This is a genomic window from Enterobacter sp. TMH.L2 (genome assembly GCF_050847315.1).
Lineage (GTDB): Bacteria > Pseudomonadota > Gammaproteobacteria > Enterobacterales > Enterobacteriaceae > Cedecea.
The window spans coordinates 4,395,106-4,416,209 of sequence record NZ_CP193791.1 but is presented as its reverse complement, the minus strand read 5'-3'; the positions used below and the strand labels follow the sequence as shown (position 1 = coordinate 4,416,209).

Annotated in this window: 18 protein-coding genes, 1 rRNA gene and 1 riboswitch; of the genes, 8 read left to right on the top strand and 11 right to left on the bottom strand. The window is 55.2% G+C overall.

Translation table 11 applies throughout. The annotated features are described in order from the left end of the window. Nucleotides 1-37 precede the first annotated feature (37 nt). On the top strand, nucleotides 38-4,258 hold the full coding sequence (gene rpoC, locus ACREYP_RS21130; protein ID WP_008460152.1) for a DNA-directed RNA polymerase subunit beta': 4,221 nt from the start codon (nucleotides 38-40) through the stop codon (nucleotides 4,256-4,258). 150 nt (nucleotides 4,259-4,408) lie between these two features. Here the strand turns inward: rpoC and ACREYP_RS21125 are convergent, their stop codons facing one another. The 9 genes from ACREYP_RS21125 to ACREYP_RS21085 form a co-directional block, all read right to left on the bottom strand. Further along, complete coding sequence (locus ACREYP_RS21125; protein WP_008460153.1) at nucleotides 4,409-4,726, bottom strand: PTS lactose/cellobiose transporter subunit IIA; 318 nt, start codon at nucleotides 4,724-4,726, stop codon at nucleotides 4,409-4,411. A 3-nt stretch (nucleotides 4,727-4,729) separates the two neighbouring features. Next, the gene (locus ACREYP_RS21120) at nucleotides 4,730-5,035 is read right to left on the bottom strand and encodes a PTS sugar transporter subunit IIB (protein ID WP_008460154.1); all 306 of its coding nucleotides are present in this window, start codon (nucleotides 5,033-5,035) and stop codon (nucleotides 4,730-4,732) included. Nucleotides 5,036-5,354: 319 nt separating this feature from the next. Then, entirely contained in the window at nucleotides 5,355-6,488 is a 1,134-nt protein-coding gene (gene thiH, locus ACREYP_RS21115) for a 2-iminoacetate synthase ThiH (protein ID WP_336819836.1), read from the bottom strand. Next, nucleotides 6,488-7,267 (bottom strand): thiazole synthase, encoded by a 780-nt coding sequence (gene thiG / locus ACREYP_RS21110; RefSeq protein ID WP_336819839.1) that lies wholly within the window; start codon nucleotides 7,265-7,267, stop codon nucleotides 6,488-6,490. The genes thiH and thiG overlap by 1 nt, the downstream gene beginning before the upstream one ends. A 1-nt stretch (nucleotide 7,268) precedes the next feature. Continuing rightward, nucleotides 7,269-7,469: a sulfur carrier protein ThiS gene (gene thiS, locus ACREYP_RS21105; RefSeq protein WP_008460157.1), complete on the bottom strand. Its 201-nt coding sequence runs from the start codon at nucleotides 7,467-7,469 to the stop codon at nucleotides 7,269-7,271. After that, a complete protein-coding gene (locus ACREYP_RS21100; RefSeq protein WP_213717012.1) occupies nucleotides 7,453-8,208 on the bottom strand; it encodes a HesA/MoeB/ThiF family protein in 756 nt (251 codons plus the stop codon). Before ACREYP_RS21100 ends, thiS begins: the two co-directional genes overlap by 17 nt. Next, entirely contained in the window at nucleotides 8,201-8,836 is a 636-nt protein-coding gene (thiE, locus tag ACREYP_RS21095; protein WP_336819844.1) for a thiamine phosphate synthase, read from the bottom strand. The genes ACREYP_RS21100 and thiE overlap by 8 nt, the downstream gene beginning before the upstream one ends. Next, a complete protein-coding gene (gene thiC / locus ACREYP_RS21090; RefSeq protein WP_336819846.1) occupies nucleotides 8,836-10,737 on the bottom strand; it encodes a phosphomethylpyrimidine synthase ThiC in 1,902 nt (633 codons plus the stop codon). Before thiC ends, thiE begins: the two co-directional genes overlap by 1 nt. Nucleotides 10,738-10,826: 89 nt before the next feature. Beyond that, a riboswitch (TPP riboswitch) is annotated at nucleotides 10,827-10,937 on the bottom strand. Between the two features lie 50 nt (nucleotides 10,938-10,987). Continuing rightward, entirely contained in the window at nucleotides 10,988-11,491 is a 504-nt protein-coding gene (locus tag ACREYP_RS21085) for an Rsd/AlgQ family anti-sigma factor (RefSeq protein WP_008460161.1), read from the bottom strand. Between the two features lie 98 nt (nucleotides 11,492-11,589). Here ACREYP_RS21085 and nudC point away from each other — a divergent pair, with 98 nt between their 5' ends. From nudC to ACREYP_RS21055, 6 genes are all read left to right on the top strand, one after another. Beyond that, nucleotides 11,590-12,363 carry an NAD(+) diphosphatase gene (gene nudC, locus ACREYP_RS21080; RefSeq protein WP_008460162.1) on the top strand — a complete coding sequence of 258 codons (774 nt, stop codon included), beginning with the start codon at nucleotides 11,590-11,592 and terminating at the stop codon, nucleotides 12,361-12,363. 35 nt (nucleotides 12,364-12,398) lie between these two features. Further along, the gene (hemE, locus tag ACREYP_RS21075; RefSeq protein WP_008460163.1) at nucleotides 12,399-13,466 is read left to right on the top strand and encodes a uroporphyrinogen decarboxylase; all 1,068 of its coding nucleotides are present in this window, start codon (nucleotides 12,399-12,401) and stop codon (nucleotides 13,464-13,466) included. A gap of 11 nt (nucleotides 13,467-13,477) precedes the next feature. Continuing rightward, entirely contained in the window at nucleotides 13,478-14,149 is a 672-nt protein-coding gene (gene nfi / locus ACREYP_RS21070; protein WP_336819849.1) for a deoxyribonuclease V, read from the top strand. 43 nt (nucleotides 14,150-14,192) lie between these two features. Then, the gene (locus tag ACREYP_RS21065; protein ID WP_008460165.1) at nucleotides 14,193-14,783 is read left to right on the top strand and encodes a YjaG family protein; all 591 of its coding nucleotides are present in this window, start codon (nucleotides 14,193-14,195) and stop codon (nucleotides 14,781-14,783) included. Between the two features lie 186 nt (nucleotides 14,784-14,969). After that, nucleotides 14,970-15,242 carry a nucleoid-associated protein HU-alpha gene (gene hupA / locus ACREYP_RS21060; RefSeq protein ID WP_002884342.1) on the top strand — a complete coding sequence of 91 codons (273 nt, stop codon included), beginning with the start codon at nucleotides 14,970-14,972 and terminating at the stop codon, nucleotides 15,240-15,242. Nucleotides 15,243-15,256: 14 nt separating this feature from the next. After that, nucleotides 15,257-15,949 (top strand): DUF1481 domain-containing protein, encoded by a 693-nt coding sequence (locus ACREYP_RS21055; RefSeq protein ID WP_008460166.1) that lies wholly within the window; start codon nucleotides 15,257-15,259, stop codon nucleotides 15,947-15,949. A gap of 46 nt (nucleotides 15,950-15,995) precedes the next feature. On the opposite strand, the gene purD is transcribed toward ACREYP_RS21055, so the two are convergent. Both purD and purH read right to left on the bottom strand, forming a co-directional pair. Beyond that, entirely contained in the window at nucleotides 15,996-17,288 is a 1,293-nt protein-coding gene (gene purD, locus ACREYP_RS21050) for a phosphoribosylamine--glycine ligase (RefSeq protein WP_166869326.1), read from the bottom strand. Between the two features lie 18 nt (nucleotides 17,289-17,306). Further along, nucleotides 17,307-18,896, bottom strand: a complete 1,590-nt coding sequence (purH, locus tag ACREYP_RS21045; RefSeq protein WP_336819853.1) for a bifunctional phosphoribosylaminoimidazolecarboxamide formyltransferase/IMP cyclohydrolase — start codon at nucleotides 18,894-18,896, stop codon at nucleotides 17,307-17,309. 618 nt (nucleotides 18,897-19,514) lie between these two features. On the opposite strand from purH, the gene ACREYP_RS21040 reads away from it, so the two are divergent. After that, a 16S ribosomal RNA gene (locus ACREYP_RS21040) occupies nucleotides 19,515-21,054 on the top strand. Nucleotides 21,055-21,104 lie beyond the last annotated feature (50 nt).

Genomic DNA, 21,104 nt, shown 5'->3' with positions numbered 1-21,104 from the left:
GGCATCACAGAGTGCTAACTCCGACGGGAGCAAATCCGTGAAAGACTTATTAAAGTTTCTGAAAGCGCAAACTAAAACCGAAGAGTTTGATGCGATCAAAATTGCTCTGGCATCGCCAGACATGATCCGTTCATGGTCTTTCGGTGAAGTTAAAAAGCCGGAAACCATCAACTACCGTACGTTCAAACCAGAGCGTGACGGTCTGTTCTGCGCCCGTATTTTTGGGCCAGTGAAAGACTACGAGTGCCTGTGCGGTAAGTACAAGCGCCTGAAGCACCGTGGTGTCATTTGTGAGAAGTGTGGCGTAGAAGTTACCCAGACTAAAGTTCGTCGTGAGCGTATGGGCCACATCGAACTGGCTTCTCCAACTGCCCACATTTGGTTCCTGAAGTCTCTGCCATCTCGTATCGGCCTGCTGCTGGATATGCCGCTGCGTGATATCGAGCGCGTGCTGTACTTTGAATCTTATGTTGTTATCGAAGGCGGGATGACCAATCTCGAGCGCCGTCAGATCCTGACTGAAGAGCAGTATCTGGATGCGCTGGAAGAGTTCGGTGACGAATTCGATGCGAAGATGGGTGCGGAAGCTATTCAGGCCCTGCTGAAGAGCATGGATCTGGAGCAAGAGTGTGAAACTCTGCGCGAAGAGCTGAACGAAACCAACTCCGAAACCAAACGTAAAAAGCTGACCAAGCGTATCAAGCTGCTGGAAGCGTTCGTTCAGTCTGGTAACAAACCAGAGTGGATGATCCTGACCGTTCTGCCGGTTCTACCGCCAGATCTGCGTCCGCTGGTACCGCTGGATGGTGGTCGTTTCGCAACCTCAGATCTGAACGATCTGTACCGTCGCGTGATCAACCGTAACAACCGTCTGAAACGTCTGCTTGATCTGGCGGCTCCTGACATCATCGTACGTAACGAAAAACGTATGCTACAGGAAGCGGTAGATGCCCTGCTGGATAACGGCCGTCGCGGTCGTGCCATCACCGGCTCTAACAAACGTCCTCTGAAATCTTTGGCCGACATGATCAAAGGTAAGCAGGGTCGTTTCCGTCAGAACCTGCTGGGTAAACGTGTTGACTACTCCGGTCGTTCTGTAATCACCGTAGGTCCATACCTGCGTCTGCATCAGTGCGGTCTGCCGAAGAAAATGGCACTGGAGCTGTTCAAACCGTTCATCTATGGCAAGCTGGAACTGCGTGGCCTCGCGACCACCATCAAAGCTGCTAAGAAAATGGTTGAGCGTGAAGAAGCTGTCGTTTGGGATATCCTGGATGAAGTTATCCGCGAACACCCGGTACTGCTGAACCGTGCACCAACCCTGCACCGTTTGGGTATCCAGGCATTTGAACCTGTTCTGATCGAAGGTAAAGCTATCCAGCTGCACCCGCTGGTTTGTGCGGCCTATAACGCCGACTTCGATGGTGACCAGATGGCAGTACACGTTCCACTGACGCTTGAAGCTCAGCTGGAAGCGCGTGCGCTGATGATGTCTACCAACAACATCCTGTCCCCAGCGAACGGCGAGCCAATCATCGTTCCTTCTCAGGACGTTGTATTGGGTCTGTACTACATGACCCGCGACTGTGTTAACGCCAAAGGCGAAGGCATGGTGCTGACTGGCCCTAAAGAAGCTGAGCGTATTTATCGCGCTGGCCTGGCCTCTCTGCATGCGCGCGTTAAAGTGCGTATCACTGAATACGAAAAAGATGCTCAGGGTACATTCGTTGCGAAAACCAGCCTGATTGATACGACCATTGGTCGTTCCATTCTGTGGATGATCGTACCGAAAGGCCTGCCTTTCTCCATCGTCAACCAGGCGCTGGGCAAAAAGGCAATCTCCAAGATGCTGAACACCTGTTACCGTATTCTGGGCCTGAAACCGACCGTTATTTTTGCGGACCAGACGATGTACACCGGCTTTGCTTACGCAGCGCGTTCAGGTGCATCCGTTGGTATTGATGACATGGTCATCCCGGAGAAAAAATACGAGATCATCAGCGAAGCGGAAGCTGAAGTTGCTGAGATCCAGGAGCAGTTCCAGTCCGGTCTGGTTACCGCTGGCGAACGCTATAACAAAGTTATCGATATCTGGGCTGCGGCGAACGATCGTGTATCCAAAGCGATGATGGATAACCTGCAAACCGAAACCGTGATTAACCGTGACGGCGTCGAAGAGCAGCAGGTTTCCTTCAACAGCATCTACATGATGGCCGACTCCGGGGCTCGTGGTTCTGCAGCACAGATTCGTCAGCTGGCCGGTATGCGTGGCCTGATGGCTAAGCCAGATGGCTCCATCATCGAAACGCCAATCACCGCGAACTTCCGTGAAGGTCTGAACGTACTCCAGTACTTCATCTCCACTCACGGTGCTCGTAAAGGTCTGGCGGATACCGCACTGAAAACGGCGAACTCCGGTTACCTGACTCGTCGTCTGGTAGACGTTGCCCAGGATCTGGTCGTTACTGAAGACGACTGTGGCACCCTGGAAGGCATCACCATGACGCCAGTTATCGAAGGTGGCGACGTTAAAGAGCCGCTGCGCGATCGCGTACTGGGTCGTGTGACTGCTGAAGATATTCTGAAGCCTGGCACTGCGGACATTCTGGTTCCACGCAACACGCTGCTGCACGAACAGTGGTGTGATCTGCTGGAAGCTAACTCCGTTGACAGCGTGAAAGTCCGTTCCGTAGTAGGTTGCGAAACTGACTTTGGCGTGTGTGCTCACTGCTACGGTCGCGACCTGGCACGTGGTCACATCATCAACAAAGGTGAAGCTATCGGGGTTATCGCGGCACAGTCCATCGGTGAACCTGGTACACAGCTGACGATGCGTACGTTCCACATCGGTGGTGCGGCATCCCGTTCTGCTGCTGAATCCAGCATTCAGGTTAAGAACAAAGGTAGCATCAAACTCAGCAACGCTAAGTCGGTTGTGAACTCCAGCGGTAAACTGGTTATCACTTCTCGTAACACCGAGCTGAAACTGATCGACGAATTCGGTCGTACCAAAGAGAGCTATAAAGTGCCTTACGGTGCTGTGATGGCGAAAGGTGATGGCGAGCAGGTTGCCGGCGGTGAAACCGTAGCAAACTGGGATCCACACACCATGCCGGTTATCTCGGAAGTGAGTGGTTTCATTCGCTTTACCGACATGATCGACGGCCAGACCATTACTCGTCAGACCGACGAGCTGACCGGTCTGTCCTCTCTGGTCGTTCTGGATTCTGCTGAGCGTACTGCGGGTGGTAAAGATCTGCGTCCTGCTCTGAAAATCGTTGATGCTAAAGGCAACGACGTTCTGATCCCTGGCACCGATATGCCGGCTCAGTACTTCCTGCCGGGTAAAGCGATTGTTCAGCTGGAAGATGGTATTCAGATCAGCTCCGGTGACGCCCTGGCGCGTATTCCACAGGAATCCAGTGGTACCAAGGATATTACCGGTGGTCTGCCACGCGTTGCTGACCTGTTCGAAGCCCGTCGTCCGAAAGAGCCGGCAATCCTGGCTGAAATCAGCGGCATCATTTCCTTCGGTAAAGAAACCAAAGGGAAACGTCGTCTGGTTATTACCCCGGTAGACGGTAGCGAGCCGTACGAAGAGATGATTCCGAAATGGCGTCAGCTTAACGTGTTCGAAGGCGAGCGTGTTGAACGTGGTGATGTTGTTTCCGATGGTCCAGAGTCTCCGCACGACATTCTGCGTCTGCGTGGCGTGTACGCTGTAACTCGTTACATTACTAACGAAGTACAGGACGTTTACCGTCTGCAAGGCGTTAAGATTAACGATAAACACATCGAAGTTATCGTTCGTCAGATGCTGCGTAAAGCCACCATCGTTAACGCAGGCAGCTCCGACTTCCTGGAAGGCGAGCAGGCTGAATACTCCCGCATTAAGATCGCTAACCGCGAACTGGATGCGAACGGCAAGATCAACGTGACCTTTGCACGCGATCTGCTGGGTATCACCAAAGCCTCTCTGGCAACCGAGTCCTTCATCTCCGCGGCATCGTTCCAGGAGACCACTCGAGTGCTGACCGAAGCAGCCGTTGCGGGCAAACGCGACGAACTGCGCGGCCTGAAAGAGAACGTCATCGTGGGTCGTCTGATCCCGGCCGGTACCGGTTATGCGTACCACCAGGATCGTATGCGTCGCCGTGCAGCGGGTGAAATCCCTGCGGCACCTCAGGTGACTGCTGAAGATGCTTCTGCCAGCCTGGCAGAACTGCTGAACGCAGGCCTGGGCGGTAACGACGAGTAATCGTGCGATACACCTGAAATAAAAAACCCGCTTCGGCGGGTTTTTTTATGCCTGAAACTGACTAAATGCTCAGTTGTTGACGATGTGCCCAGGAATAGACAAAAACAAAATGCCCGCGATGCGGGCATTTTAGGGTCGGGCAAAGAGGGCTTATTTCACCAGCGGCAGGCGGCGGTAAAGCTCAATCATATCGGTAGCCAGATCCTGAATGACCATGGCGTTCATCAGGTGGTCCTGAGAGTGAACGGTAATCAGGTTTACCGGCAGTTTGCCGGAGCCTTCATCGAGGCCAATCAACTGGGTCTGGATTTTATGGGCGTGTTTCACGAATTCGTGTGACTCTTCCATTGCCTTCTCGGCACCCTCAAAGTCACCTTTACGTGCCAGCTGCAGAGCAGTCAGGGCCTGACTACGTGCGCTGCCGGCGTTGACCAGCAGTTCCATAATAATTGATTCTAAATCTTCCACATCTTACTCCATCATTTTCAGGGCTTTATCAAGCACCACGTCGCCTTTCATCAAACCGTAATCCATCATGTCGATAACGGCGACTTTTTTACCCAGAGGATCGGCAAGGGCCTGAAGTTTGGCCTGCTCATATTTCACCTGCGGACCAAGCAGAACGATGTCGGCGCGTTCGATGTTCTCTTTAAACTCTGCCACGGGCACAGCCTTGATTGAGACCTCGATGCCTTTCTTTTGTGCGGCATCAACCATACGTTGAACCAGAATGCTGGTCGACATACCTGCAGCACAACACAACACGATATTTTTCATAGTTCGCTCTCAATGTCCGAAGGATACAGAGATATTTATCCGGCAGAGGGGGCGGCAACAACCGCTTTAACCCGATTGTGTGTCAGGTATCACAAAAGAAACCGTAGAAAACTGAAACCGGTTACATTTTTGTTTTTTCTCGAAGAATCAAGACGGCAGTTGTGAAGGCGGAGCGGCATGAGGAAGCGTTTGCTGCCGCTCCGGTCAGTCATCTGCGCTGACCGGAGGACAGTATTTGAACGGCAGAGAAGCGACAACGACCGATCGATGTTCTTTCGGCAAACACCGAAACTTATCCTTTCCCTTGCCGTGTGTTACATCAGGATTGCGCGTTTCTTCCCAGAAAATGATCCCAGTCCTTCCAGACCGGCTGCAAACCTGAGTGACGGAGCGCGGCGGCAACTTCCTGCGGCGTTCGGCCATCGTGTGGGGCAAACTGCTCAAGTTCCGGGTGATTATCGGCATAGCCGCCGGGCTGTGTTTTCGAAAACGCGCTGACGTTGTTAATCGCCAATGGGATCACGTGGTCGCGGAACCACGGTGATTCTCGGGTAGAAAGCGACAATTCCACGTCCGGCGCAAGCAGGCGGAACGCACAGATCGTCTGCACCAACTGCTGCTCAGTCATGATTGAGGCGGGTTCTACGCCGCCGGTGCACGGGCGCAGGCGCGGGAAGGAGACAGAATATCGGCTTTGCCAGTAGCGCTGCTGTAGCCAAAGCAGGTGTTCGGCCACCATAAAACAGTCGGTGCGCCAGCTGCCCGACAGCCCAATCAGCGCGCCAAGGCCGATTTTATCGATACCCGCGCGGCCCAGCCTGTCGGGCGTTTCCAGCCGCCAGAAGAAATCCTGCTTGTTGCCTTTCAGGTGGTGCTGGGCGTAGGTCGCCGGGTGATAGGTTTCCTGGTACACCATCACGCCATCAAGCCCGAGGGTTTTGAGTTCGGCATACTCATTCTCGTCCAGCGGCTGGACTTCCATGTGCAGTGAACTAAAGCGGCTGCGGATAGCCGGCAGATGCTGGCGGAAATAATCCATGCCGACTTTGGTCTGGTGCTCGCCGGTCACCAGCAAAAGGTGTTCGAACCCCAGGGCACGGATAGCCGCGCATTCCCGCTCAATCTCCGCTTCATCCAGCGTTTTGCGCTTAAGCTTGTTGCTCATGGAAAAGCCGCAGTAAGTACAGTCGTTGGCGCACAGGTTAGAGAGATAGAGCGGCACGTAAAAACTGACCGTGTTGCCGAAGCGCTGACGCGTAAGCTGCTGCGCCCGCTGAGCAAGAGGCTCCAGGTAACGGCTGGCGGCAGGGGAGAGCAAAGCCATCAAGTCTTCTCGCGTCAGGCGGGAGGCGTTAATCGCGCGTTCGACATCTGCCGCCGTTTTACCGTTAATTTTGAGGGAGATATCGTCCCAGTCCAGCTGACGCCAGCGGTCGGTAAAGGTTTCTGCCATCAGGCATTCTCCTCGCTAAACTGCAGGAAACTGGTCAGCGGGCTGGAGGCCTGAGCCTGCTGGTGGCGAGATCCTAACCCGGCCTGTGCCGCAAGGCTTCCGGCTTCCACGGCCAGGCGAAACGCCTGCGCCATTTGTACCGGGTCACGGGCGACCGCTATGGCGGTATTGACCAGCACGGCAGAAGCCCCCATTTCCAACGCTTCGGCTGCATGGCTTGGTGCACCGATCCCCGCATCGACAACAACAGGCACGCGGGATTGCTCAATGATGATTTCCAGCAGCGCGCGGGTTTGCAGACCCTGATTTGAGCCGATGGGCGCGCCGAGCGGCATCACGGCCGCACAGCCGGCTTCCTCCAGACGTTTGCAGAGCACGGGATCGGCGCCGCAGTAAGGCAGCACCACAAATCCCTGTTTGACCAGAGCGTCGGCGGCCTTCAGCGTTTCAATCGGGTCCGGGAGTAAATAGCGGGCATCAGGATGAATTTCCAGCTTAACCCAGTTTGTTCCCAGCGCTTCGCGGGCAAGCTGGGCTGCAAAAATAGCTTCCTCTGCCGTTTTCGCCCCGGAAGTATTGGGCAGCAAATGCACGCCCGCCTGCTGCAGTGGCTGAAGAATATCATCACTATGGCCACGTAAATCCACGCGTTTCATCGCCATGGTGACAAGCTGTGAGCCAGAAGCGCGAATCGCGTCGATCATCATCTGGCTGGAGGAGAATTTTCCGGTGCCGGTGAACAGGCTGGAGGAAAAGGTTTTATCGGCAATCTGTAACATGTCAGCCCCCGGCAATTGCCTGAAACAGCAGAATGGTATCGCCCTCGCGCAGCAGATAATTGCTCCACTGTTCACGTGGGAGGATAGTTTGATTAACGGCCAGTGCCGCGCCAACTTTGCCCTGATCAAGCTGGGCCAGAAGGGCTGCGAGCGTCAGGCCGGCCGTACATTCCAGATATTCATCGTTAAACTGAATGCGCATCGCGACCTCCGCAGACCGGGCAGGTGGCTGATTTTTGCATCGCCAGAGTGCGCCAGCTATGTTGCCGGGCGTCAAACAGGCGCAAAGCGCCAGCAGCAGGCGTCATGCCGGTAAGTAATTTAATGGCCTCCAGCGCCTGAAGAGTGCCCATCACGCCCACGACCGGGCCGATGACGCCGGAAGTGCGGCAGTTGCGTTCGGGTTCACTCTCGTCAGGCCAGACGCAGCGGTAACAGCCATGTTCCCAGGGCGGTGTTAGCACCATCATCTGGCCGCCAAAACCGACGGCGCTGGCGGTGATAAGTGGCGTATTCCCGGCCACGCAGGCGGCGTTTACCGCCTGGCGGGTTGCCATATTGTCGCTGCAGTCCAGCACCACGTCGGCCTCGCGCACGGCTTCTGTCAGAGAAGCTCCCGTTAGCCTTTCTGCCAGCGGAACAATTTTTACGCCTGGGTTCAGGCGCTGCAGATGCTGGTGGGCTGCGGAAGATTTCGGGCGCTCAATATCTTCTGAGGTGAACAGGATCTGGCGCTGGAGATTGCTGATATGCACCCTGTCATCGTCCGCGACGATAAGCTTGCCTACGCCAGCGGCGGCGAGATACAGCGCGGCAGGTGAACCTAAGCCGCCCAGACCGACGACCAGCGCCGTGCTGGACAGCAATTTTTCCTGCCCTTCAATCGCCACGTCTTCCAGCAGTAGCTGGCGGCTATAGCGCATAAAATCCGCGTCATTCATCGCCAGTTCCCGCCAGGTCGAGTAGCTTCGCCGTGGCGATGCGCCAGTCGGGAGCCTGTGTAATGGCGCTGACGACGGCGACGCTGCCCACGCCGGTGGCTAAGACGGCAGGTACGCGATCGATGGTTATTCCGCCGATGGCGACGGTGGAGTAATCACCCAGCGTCTGAATATGTTCTGCCAGCTTATTCAGCCCTTGAGGGGAAGAGGGCATCTGCTTGGTTTGGGTAGGGAAGACATGGCCCAGCGCGATGTAGGACGGGTTTGCGCTTAAGGCGCGATCCATTTCCATGTTGTCGTGGGTTGAAAGCCCCAGACGCAGTCCGGCTTCGCTTATCGCCGCCAGGTTGGCGACATCCATATCTTCCTGGCCGAGGTGTACGCCGTAGGCACCGTGTTGGATGGCCAGTCGCCAGTAATCGTTAATGAACAGGCGAGCGTTGTAGCGTTCGCCCAGCGCAATGGCTGCGATGACGTCGGCTTCAACGTCTGCATCGCGTTTGTCTTTAATGCGGAGCTGGATAGTCTTGACGCCAGCCCCGAGGAGACGTTCGATCCATTCCACGCTGTCGACGACCGGATAAAGGCCCAGTCGGCGTGAGGTGGCAGGGAAAGTGAGTCTGGACATTATGCTTCCTCTTGTCTGAGATAAATTTCGCCGCCCCGGGCGCGAAAGTGCTGGGACATATCTTCCATGCCAGCATCTCTCGCCTGTTTTGCGGCGTAATCGCGCACTTCCTGGGTGATTTTCATGGAGCAAAACTTAGGGCCGCACATGGAACAGAAATGCGCGACTTTGCCGGATTCCTGCGGCAACGTTTCATCGTGGTAAGCGCGGGCGGTGAAGGGGTCGAGCGCCAGGTTGAATTGGTCTTCCCAGCGGAATTCAAAGCGTGCTTTGGACATCGCGTTGTCGCGTATTTGTGCGCCGGGATGCCCTTTGGCCAGGTCCGCAGCGTGAGCGGCAATTTTGTAGGTAATTAGTCCCTGCTTAACATCCTCTTTGTTCGGCAGGCCGAGGTGCTCCTTCGGGGTGACGTAGCAAAGCATCGCGCAGCCAAACCAGCCGATCATGGCGGCGCCAATGCCGGAGGTGAAGTGGTCATAGCCTGGTGCGATGTCGGTTGTGAGCGGGCCAAGGGTATAGAAAGGCGCTTCGTGACAATGCTCCAGTTCTTCGGTCATGTTGCGGCGAATCATCTGCATCGGCACATGCCCCGGGCCTTCAATCATCACCTGGACGTCGTAATCCCAGGCAATTTTGGTCAGCTCGCCCAGCGTATGCAGTTCGGCAAACTGCGCTTCGTCGTTGGCATCCTGAATGGAGCCCGGGCGTAAGCCATCGCCCAGGGAAAGGGAAACGTCATAGGCGGCGCAAATTTCGCAGATTTCACGGAAGTGCTGATACAGGAAGTTTTCCTGATGATGGGACAGGCACCACTTCGCCATAATCGATCCGCCGCGCGATACGATCCCGGTCAGGCGCTGCGCGGTCATCGGGACATAGCGAAGCAGCACGCCCGCGTGAATGGTGAAGTAATCCACACCTTGCTCTGCCTGCTCCAGCAGCGTGTCGCGGAACATCTCCCAGCTCAGGTCTTCGGCGATACCGTTCGCCTTCTCCAGCGCCTGGTAGATGGGCACCGTGCCGATGGGCACCGGGCTGTTGCGCAGGATCCATTCCCGCGTTTCATGAATGTAGCGGCCGGTGGAGAGGTCCATCACCGTGTCTGCCCCCCAGCGAGTGGCCCACACCAGCTTCTCCACCTCCTCTTCAATAGAAGACGTGACCGCCGAGTTGCCGATATTGGCATTGACCTTCACCAGGAAATTGCGGCCGATAATCATCGGCTCTGATTCCGGGTGGTTGATATTGGCGGGAATAATCGCTCGCCCGGCGGCGACTTCATCGCGGACAAACTCCGGCGTGATGTTTTCCGGCAGGCGGGCCCCAAACCCTTCGCCGGGATGCTGGTGGCGCAGGACGGCATCGCGAATACGCTCGCGCCCCATATTTTCGCGAATGGCGATGAATTCCATCTCCGGGGTGACAAGGCCTTTGCGGGCGTAATGCAACTGGGTGACGCATTGCCCGGCTATTGCCCGGCGAGGTTTGGACTGAGTTTCAAAGCGCAACTCGTCCAGGCCGTCGTCGGCAAGACGCGCTTTTGTGTAAGCGGAGCTGCGGTCACCCAGCGTTTCGCTGTCGCCGCGGTCGTCGATCCAGGCGCTGCGTAGGGGATTTAGCCCGTTTAACACGTTTATGGCGATGTCGGGATCGCCATAGGGGCCAGAGGTATCGTAGACAGGAACCGCCTCGTTCGGCTGATATTGCGGGGCATCTTTGCTCCCGCCGGTGAGCGTTGGGCTGAGTTGGATTTCGCGCATCGGGATGCGGATATCTTCACGTGACCCGATCAGATAGATGCGTCGGGAGTTGGGGAAGGCGGTGCCTTCAAGCGTGTTGATGAAGTGTTGGGCGGCGGCGCGCTGTTCACGGCGGCCAGGTTTTTTTTCAGATGCAGACATAGCTCATTCCAGGTTTAGTCAGGATATGGCTTGTCAGGACAACGGAAGGAGTAATGGATATGGGCCGCCTGAAAACGGGTGTACCCAAAGACAGAATTACTCTTGTTCCCTTCGCAGGTTCTAACCTGATCAGGTTCCGCGGATCCCGAATTAACGGTCTCAGCCGGTGCATAACGCACTCGGCACTCCGACAAGAATGATCCCACCTTGCGGTGGGAAAGTTGTAAATTACTCGTTAATAGCTAACAACTCAAGCTGGACTTGCCAGCCCGGCAGGATCGCTGGCGCTGCCGTCGAGGTTGTTATCAATAGCCAGGAGGACTAGTTTATCTTCAAGGGTGAAGCGGGACTCCAGGCACTCGCCAATCTCTGACAGCGCCTGCTGGAATTCGACCCAGCTGTCGCGGTCGATGGCGTTTTCCAGATGGGAATCGTAGAGATCCATGATTTGCTGGGTGTTGGCTTCCAACTGAGGGTAGAGCTGGGCTGCGCTTAGCAGCGGGCTGCTGCCTTCCAGGTTGCTGATAATTCGCTCGTAGATACTGAAATGCCCGGAAGAGAGGTAATCCACCAGGCCGTGGCAAAAATTGTCTAACGCTTTTTCGTCGAGCGCGGTGTGCGATTCCTTGTTAGGCTTGATCCCGACCATGTTGTAATAGGCGACCAACAGGTGCTTACGGGCCTGCAGCCAATGGTCAACTAACTCATTACTACCACCAACGCGCTCAGTCAGATTGGCTAACTGGTTCAGCATGATTGAGACTCCGTGAGTTAAAAGATTGAACGCAAACTAACCCAAAAAAGTAAAAACTAATTGTTTATATCAGTGAACACGGGGATGTGCACCAGGTTATGGAACGTGTTATTCAAAACTTAGATCATGGTTGGTGGATAGTCAGCCATGAGCAAAAAATATGGTTGCCTCAGGGTGACTTACCTCACGGCAGCGCGGAAGAATTTCAACTCGTAGGCAGCCGCGCCCTGGATATCGGTGAGTGGGAAGGTGAGCCCGTCTGGCTGATTCGTGAAAACCGCCGCTCGGATATGGGCTCGCTGCGTCAGCTCCTGGATCGCGATGTGGGCCTGTTCCAGCTGGCCGGGCGAGGCGTTCAACTGGCCGAGTTTTATCGCTCGCATAAGTATTGCGGTTACTGCGGCCATGAAATGCACTTCAGCAAAAGCGAATGGGCAATGCTCTGCGGGCACTGCCGGGAACGCTATTACCCGCAAATTGCCCCCTGCATTATTGTCGCTATTCGTAAGGATGATCATATCCTGCTGGCTCAGCACACGCGCCACCGCAACGGCGTCTACACCGTGCTGGCCGGGTTTGTCGAAGTGGGTGAAACGCTGGAGCAGGCGGTGGCTCGCGAAGTTATGGAAGAGAGCAGTATTCAGGTGAAAAACCTGCGCTACGTGACTTCCCAGCCCTGGCCGTTCCCGCAGTCGCTGATGACCGCATTTATGGCGGATTATCACAGCGGTGAAATCAAGATTGACCCGAAGGAGCTGCTGGATGCGGGCTGGTATCGCTATGACCAACTGCCGCTGTTACCGCCGCCGGGCACCGTGGCGCGCCGCTTAATTGAAGATACCGTCGCCCTGTGTCGCGCGGACTATGAATGATAGACTGCGGCGATACAGCTAAAGGAAAGGTAAACATGACTGAACTGAAGAACGATCGTTACCTGCGCGCCCTGCAGCGCTTGCCGGTAGATGTCACCCCTGTGTGGATGATGCGCCAGGCAGGGCGTTATCTACCGGAATATAAGGCGACGCGCGCTCAGGCGGGTGACTTTATGTCGCTGTGCAAAAACGCTGAGCTGGCCTGCGAAGTCACTCTGCAACCATTGCGCCGTTACGCGCTGGATGCGGCGATCCTCTTTTCGGACATTCTGACCATCCCGGATGCGATGGGGCTTGGGCTGTACTTTGAAGCCGGGGAAGGCCCGCGCTTTAGCTCCCCGATTCAAAGCCTGGCCGACGTTCAAAAGCTGCCGATTCCCGATCCGGAAGGCGAGCTGGCATACGTGATGAACGCGGTGCGCACTATTCGCCGTGAACTGAAGGGTGAAGTGCCGCTGATTGGCTTCTCCGGCAGCCCGTGGACGCTGGCCACTTATATGGTGGAAGGCGGCAGCAGCAAAGCCTTCACCGTGATTAAGAAAATGATGTTTGCCGACCCGAAAGCGCTTCACCTGCTGCTGGATAAGCTGGCGCAGAGCGTGACGCTGTATCTGAACGCGCAAATCCGCGCGGGCGCGCAGTCGGTAATGATCTTTGACACCTGGGGTGGCGTGCTGAGCGGGCGCGATTACAAAGAATTCTCGCTCTACTACATGCACAAAATTGTCGATGGCCTTCTGCGTGAAAACGATGGCCGCCGTGTACCGGTGACGCTGTTCACCAAAGGCGGCGGGCAGTGGCTTGAAGCGATGGCGGAAACCGGCTGCGACGCACTGGGCCTCGACTGGACAACGGACATTGCAGATGCACGTCGTCGCGTAGGCCATAAAGTCGCGCTGCAGGGCAACATGGACCCTTCCATGCTGTACGCTCAGCCGGCACGTATCGAAGAAGAAGTTGCCACCATTCTGGCTGGTTTCGGGCAGGGGGAAGGACACGTCTTTAACCTTGGGCACGGCATTCACCAGGACGTTCCACCAGAGCATGCCGGCGTCTTTGTGGAAGCCGTGCATCGCCTGTCCGCGCAATACCACCAGGCTTAAGGTAGCAAGAGATGGATCTCACCATACTGCGAGAGCAACAGCTGAATCTGGCCTCAAAGGTGATCCGAGAAGATCGCCTTGAGCAGGATCCGCCGCGGTTGATCGCCGGGGCCGATGTGGGGTTTGAACAAGGCGGAGACGTCACCCGCGCGGCCATCGTTTTGTTGAGCTACCCGTCTCTTGAGTTGGTTGAATATCAGGTGGCAAGAATTGCCACCACCATGCCTTATATCCCCGGCTTTTTATCCTTCCGCGAATATCCCGCGCTGCTTGAGGCGTGGGGTATGCTTTCGCAGAAGCCCGATTTGGTGTTTGTGGACGGACACGGCATCTCGCATCCCCGTCGTTTAGGGGTTGCCAGCCATTTTGGGCTGCTGGTGGATGTGCCGACGATTGGCGTGGCGAAAAAGCGGCTGTGCGGGAAGTTTGAACCGCTGGGGGACGAGCCTGACGCTCGTGCCCCGTTGATGGACAAAGGCGAGCAGCTGGCCTGGGTCTGGCGCAGTAAAAAACGCTGTAATCCTTTGTTTATTTCTACCGGGCACCGCATAAGCCTCGACGGCGCATTAAAGTGGGTGGAGCGCTGCATGGCCGGCTACCGTTTGCCGGAGCCAACCCGTTGGGCCGATGCCGTTGCCTCCGGGCGCCCGGCTTTTAAGCGCCTGCAAGCAATCGGCAGGTGATTCAGGTAAACTGCCGCTAATTTTCCGTCTTTGAGACATCGTCATGTTACAGAACCCTATTCATTTACGCCTGGAGAAGCTGGAAAGCTGGCAGCACGTCACTTTTATGGCTTCTTTGTGCGAGCGTATGTACCCGAACTACGCCATGTTTTGCCAGCAAACTGGCTTTGGCGATCCTCAGCTTTATCGCAAGATCCTGGACCTGGTTTGGGAAACCCAAACGGTGAAAGACGCCAAAGTGAACTTTGATAGTCAGTTAGAGAAACTTGAAGAGGCAATTCCTGCGGCTGACGACTATGATATTTACGGTGTCTATCCGGCGATTGACGCGTGCGTGGCGTTGAGTGAGCTTATTCACTCGCGTCTCTCGGGTGAAACGCTGGAGCACGCAATCGAAGTCAGTAAATGTTCAATCACTTCGGTGGCGATGCTGGAAATGACTCAGGCCGGTCGTGAAATGACCGACGAGGAGTTGAGAGCAAACCCGGCGGTAGAAGAAGAATGGGACATTCAGTGGGAGATTTTCCGGCTGCTGGCGGACTGCGAAGAACGCGATATTGAGCTCATTAAAGGGCTTCGTGCTGACCTCCGTGAGGCCGGCATCAGTAATATCGGTATAAATTTGCAGCAGTAAGACAGTAAAACGTGACATACAGTCTGATTTGTCCTCCCTGGAGGCTTCCAATTAACCCCCCGTCTGGTCTACATTTGTGGGGCGAATAAAAGTGGCTATCGGTGCGTGTATGCAGGAGAGTGCTTTTTAGGCATTTCCGTCGCACTCGATGCTTAGCAAGCGATAAACACATTGTAAGGATAACTTATGAACAAGACTCAACTGATTGATGTAATTGCTGACAAGGCTGACCTGTCTAAAGCACAGGCTAAAGCTGCTCTGGAATCCACTCTGGCTGCAATTACTGAGTCTCTGAAAGAAGGTGATGCTGTACAACTGGTTGGTTTCGGTACCTTCAAAGTGAACCACCGTGCTGAGCGCACTGGCCGCAACCCGCAGACCGGTAAAGAAATCAAAATTGCTGCTGCTAACGTGCCGGCATTTGTTTCTGGTAAAGCACTGAAAGACGCGGTTAAGTAAGTTAACGCGTGTCAGTGAACAGTTTTAACAGAGGGGCGTTTACGCCCCTTTTGTCCGTCTGGCGTCCGCTGCTGGCGCTGGCGGGTGTTCTGGTGCTCACGGCATGCAGCAGTAACAAACTCCCTCCTTTTACCGCTACCGGCTATGTTGCCGACCAGGGCGTGGTGCGCATCTGGCGAAAAGACAACGCCGATGAATCTACCCATATCCTTACCGCGTTTAGCCCGTGGCAGCACGGCGCCACCACCACCGGGGAATACCGCTGGCAGGGCGACAAACTGACCTTTATCGAACTCAATATTCAGGGCAAGCAGCCGGAGCATGTCAAAGTCCGCTTTGACGACCACGGCGAGCTGAGCTTTATGCAGCGGGAAGTGAATAGCCAGAAGCAGCAGCTTTCTAACGATCAGGTTGCTTTGTACCAGTTCAACGCCAATCGTATTCGTGAGACTAGCGAAGCGCTGCGCATCGGCCACGTTGTGCTGCGCCAGGGGCGCTGGCACCAGAACGGCACGGTAACGACCTGCGAAGGTGAAACGTTATCGCCAAAGCTTGATAGCGCCTCCCTGAGCCATATAGCGCGCCGTCAGAGCAACTCCTCCCTTGACGTCAGTATTGCCTGGCTCGAAGCCCCGGAAGGTTCACAGCTGCTGCTGGTGGCGAACCAGAACTTCTGCAGTTGGCAGCCTAAGCCTGGCGATTTCTAGGTATAAAAAAACCGCCACGCGGGCGGTTTAGTGTGTACAGTCGAGATCACTTAGCGTTTTCACGCGCAATGGCGCGATAACCGATATCCGAGCGGCTGAAACTGCCTTCCCAATGAATATCCTTTTTCAGCTCCAGCGCGCGCTGTTGCGCTTTGGCTACCGTTTCGCCCAACGCAGTCACGCATAATACGCGCCCGCCGTTGGTGAGCACGCGGTCATCTTCGCTGAGCTTAGTCCCGGCGTGGAACACCTTGCCATCGGCCACTTCTTCCAGTGGCAGACCATGGATAACGTCGCCGTTACGATAGTCGGCCGGATAACCGCCCGCCGCCAGCACGATCCCTAGAGCCGGACGTTCGTCCCACTTAGAGTCTTTCTCATCCAGCTTGCCATCACAGGCGGCGAGGCACAGCTCGACCAGATCTGACTGCATACGCAGCATGATGGGCTGAGTTTCCGGATCGCCGAAGCGGCAGTTGAACTCAATCACCTTCGGGTTACCCTGCTTGTCGATCATCAACCCGGCATACAGGAAGCCCGTGTAGGTATTCCCTTCGGCAGCCATACCGCGCACGGTTGGCCAAATCACGCGTTCCATGGTGCGCTGATGCACTTCGTCAGTCACAACCGGAGCGGGAGAGTAAGCACCCATGCCGCCGGTGTTTGGGCCAGTATCGCCGTCGCCAACGCGTTTATGATCCTGGCTGGTGGCCATCGGCAGAACGTGCTCGCCATCTACCATCACAATAAAGCTGGCTTCTTCGCCATCGAGGAACTCTTCAATAACAATACGGTGACCCGCATCGCCAAACGCGTTCCCGGCCAGCATGTCATTGACGGCAGCTTCCGCTTCTTCCAGCGTCATCGCCACAATAACGCCTTTCCCTGCTGCCAGGCCGTCGGCCTTAATTACGATGGGCGCCCCTTTCTCGCGCAGGTAAGCCAGCGCAGGCTCAACTTCGGTAAAGTTCTGGTATTCCGCCGTCGGGATATTGTGGCGAGCCAGGAAGTCTTTGGTAAAGGCCTTCGAGCCTTCCAGCTGTGCAGCCCCTTCGGTAGGCCCGAAGATTTTCAGGCCAGCGGCGCGGAAGGCATCCACCACGCCAATCACCAGCGGCGCTTCCGGGCCGACGATGGTTAAGTCGATGTTTTCGTTCTGCGCAAAGCTAAGCAAAGCTGGAATATCTGTCGCGCTGATAGCAACGTTCTGCAGCGCTGGCTCCAGCGCGGTACCTGCGTTACCTGGTGCAACAAATACAGTACGTACTAAAGGGGACTGAGCCGCTTTCCAGGCCAGCGCGTGCTCGCGCCCGCCGTTACCAATAACTAAAACTTTCATCTATAAACGCTCCGGTAATTAATGGCGGAAGTGGCGCATATCGGTGAAGATCATTGCGATCCCATGCTCGTTGGCGGCGGCAATGACTTCATCATCACGAATGGAACCGCCCGGCTGGATCACACAGCTCACGCCAGCTTCGGCGGCGGCATCAATCCCATCGCGGAATGGGAAGAAAGCATCAGAAGCCATAGCAGAACCTTTTACTTCCAGGCCTTCATCGCTGGCTTTGATACCGGCAATTTTTGCGGAATAGACGCGGCTCATCTGGCCTGCACCTATGCCGATGGTCATATTGTCACGGGCATAAACGATGGCGTTGGATTTAACGAACTTCGCCACTTTCCAGCAGAACAGCGCGTCATGCAGTTCTTGCTCGGTCGGCTGACGTTTAGTGACTACGCGCAGATCGCCTGCTGTCACCATACCCAAATCACGATCCTGAACCAGTAGGCCGCCATTGACGCGTTTGAAATCGAGGCCAGCCGTGCGTTTCTGCCACTGGCCGCAAACCAGGACGCGAACGTTCTGTTTGGCCGCGGTGATCTTCAGCGCTTCTTCGCTGGCGGAAGGGGCGATAATGACCTCGACGAACTGGCGAGAAATAATGGCCTGTGCGGTTTCTGCATCCAGCTCACGGTTGAAAGCGATGATGCCGCCGAAGGCAGAGGTTGGATCGGTTTTATAAGCCAGATTGTAGGCTTCGAGTACGGAACCGCTGACGGCCACGCCGCAAGGGTTGGCGTGTTTAACGATAACGCAGGCTGGTTCGTCGAACTCTTTCACGCATTCCAGCGCCGCATCGGTATCCGCGATGTTGTTATAGGAGAGCGCTTTGCCCTGAACCTGGGCCGCGGTTGCCACGGATGCTTCTTTGATTTCTTCTTCTATATAGAAGGCGGCCTGCTGGTGGCTGTTTTCGCCATAACGCATATCCTGCTTCTTAATGAAGTTCAGGTTCAGCGTGCGTGGGAATCGCCCGGCAGGATCTTTGCTTTCGCCGTGATAGGCCGGGACCAGGCTACCGAAGTAGTTAGCGATCATACTGTCGTAGGCCGCAGTGTGTTCGAAAGCTTTGATCGCCAGATCGAAACGGGTTTCCAGCGTCAGGGATCCTTCGTTGGCGTCCAGCTCGGCAACGATCGCCTGGTAGTCGCTGCTCTTTACTACGATCGCCACATCTTTATGGTTCTTGGCTGCGGAGCGAACCATGGTTGGCCCGCCAATGTCGATGTTCTCAACGGCATCTTCTAAAGAGCAGCCTTCGCGGGCAACGGTCTGGGCAAATGGATAAAGGTTAACGACGACCATATCAATAGGAGAGATGGCGTGCTCCGCCATGATGGCATCGTCCTGACCGCGACGGCCCAGAATGCCGCCGTGAACTTTCGGGTGCAGCGTTTTGACGCGTCCGTCCATCATCTCCGGGAAACCGGTGTAGTCGGAGACTTCGGTTACCGGCAGGTTTGCTTCTGCCAGCAGGCGGGCGGTTCCGCCGGTGGACAGCAGCTCCACTCCACGTTGGGAGAGGGCCTGAGCGAATTCGACGATACCGGCTTTGTCAGAAACACTGAGCAGTGCGCGGCGTACAGGACGACGTTGTGACATGGTTTTATCCCTTGGCTTTGGTTCGCATATAGAAGAGCGTTAGCTGAATTTTAGTCTTCACCTTAGTTCTGGCGGCGCAGAAAAGGGTAATTGAGGAAAAGAAGAGACGAAAACTCAGCTAACGCCCCCATCGGGGGTGTCCATTTTATCGCGGTGCATTGTAGCGAAAACGTTTGCGTCGCGCTCGCGAATTTTAAGTTCAAATCCGGATTGTGGATAAGTCTGTGTGCAAAAGGGTATAAGGCGGGGTTTTGCTGTGGAATGCAGCAGTCAGTCATTTTTCTGTCATTTTAGTGTTGCAGCGCCGGGAGAACTCCCTATAATGCGCCTCCATCGACACGGAACATGTGAACAACATCACAGAGTAACGGCGGCGATGAGAGTGAAAAATCCTGAAATTAAGGATTGACTCTGAAAGAGGAAAGCGTAATATACGCCACCTCGAGTTAGCAAGCGAAAGCGACTGACTCACTGCTCTTTAACAATTTATCAGACAATCTGTGTGGGCACTCGCAGGATTGATATCTCAGCATCTTCGGATGCAAACAAATATCAAGTCTTGAAGAGTGACTACTGATTTTATAAACAGTTTTAATTCTTTGAGCATCAAACACTTTTAAATTGAAGAGTTTGATCATGGCTCAGATTGAACGCTGGCGGCAGGCCTAACACATGCAAGTCGAGCGGTAGCACAGGGAGCTTGCTCCTGGGTGACGAGCGGCGGACGGGTGAGTAATGTCTGGGGATCTGCCTGATGGAGGGGGATAACTACTGGAAACGGTAGCTAATACCGCATAACGTCGCAAGACCAAAGAGGGGGACCTTCGGGCCTCTTGCCATCAGATGAACCCAGATGGGATTAGCTAGTAGGTGGGGTAATGGCTCACCTAGGCGACGATCCCTAGCTGGTCTGAGAGGATGACCAGCCACACTGGAACTGAGACACGGTCCAGACTCCTACGGGAGGCAGCAGTGGGGAATATTGCACAATGGGCGCAAGCCTGATGCAGCCATGCCGCGTGTATGAAGAAGGCCTTCGGGTTGTAAAGTACTTTCAGCGAGGAGGAAGGCATTAAGGTTAATAACCTTGGTGATTGACGTTACTCGCAGAAGAAGCACCGGCTAACTCCGTGCCAGCAGCCGCGGTAATACGGAGGGTGCAAGCGTTAATCGGAATTACTGGGCGTAAAGCGCACGCAGGCGGTTTGTTAAGTCGGATGTGAAATCCCCGGGCTCAACCTGGGAACTGCATTCGAAACTGGCAAGCTTGAGTCTTGTAGAGGGGGGTAGAATTCCAGGTGTAGCGGTGAAATGCGTAGAGATCTGGAGGAATACCGGTGGCGAAGGCGGCCCCCTGGACAAAGACTGACGCTCAGGTGCGAAAGCGTGGGGAGCAAACAGGATTAGATACCCTGGTAGTCCACGCCGTAAACGATGTCGACTTGGAGGTTGTGCCCTTGAGGCGTGGCTTCCGGAGCTAACGCGTTAAGTCGACCGCCTGGGGAGTACGGCCGCAAGGTTAAAACTCAAATGAATTGACGGGGGCCCGCACAAGCGGTGGAGCATGTGGTTTAATTCGATGCAACGCGAAGAACCTTACCTACTCTTGACATCCAGAGAACTTTCCAGAGATGGATTGGTGCCTTCGGGAACTCTGAGACAGGTGCTGCATGGCTGTCGTCAGCTCGTGTTGTGAAATGTTGGGTTAAGTCCCGCAACGAGCGCAACCCTTATCCTTTGTTGCCAGCGGTTCGGCCGGGAACTCAAAGGAGACTGCCAGTGATAAACTGGAGGAAGGTGGGGATGACGTCAAGTCATCATGGCCCTTACGAGTAGGGCTACACACGTGCTACAATGGCGCATACAAAGAGAAGCGACCTCGCGAGAGCAAGCGGACCTCATAAAGTGCGTCGTAGTCCGGATTGGAGTCTGCAACTCGACTCCATGAAGTCGGAATCGCTAGTAATCGTAGATCAGAATGCTACGGTGAATACGTTCCCGGGCCTTGTACACACCGCCCGTCACACCATGGGAGTGGGTTGCAAAAGAAGTAGGTAGCTTAACCTTCGGGAGGGCGCTTACCACTTTGTGATTCATGACTGGGGTGAAGTCGTAACAAGGTAACCGTAGGGGAACCTGCGGTTGGATCACCTCCTTACCTAATAGATACAACCCGCGTAGTGCTCACACAGATTGTCTGATAGATGT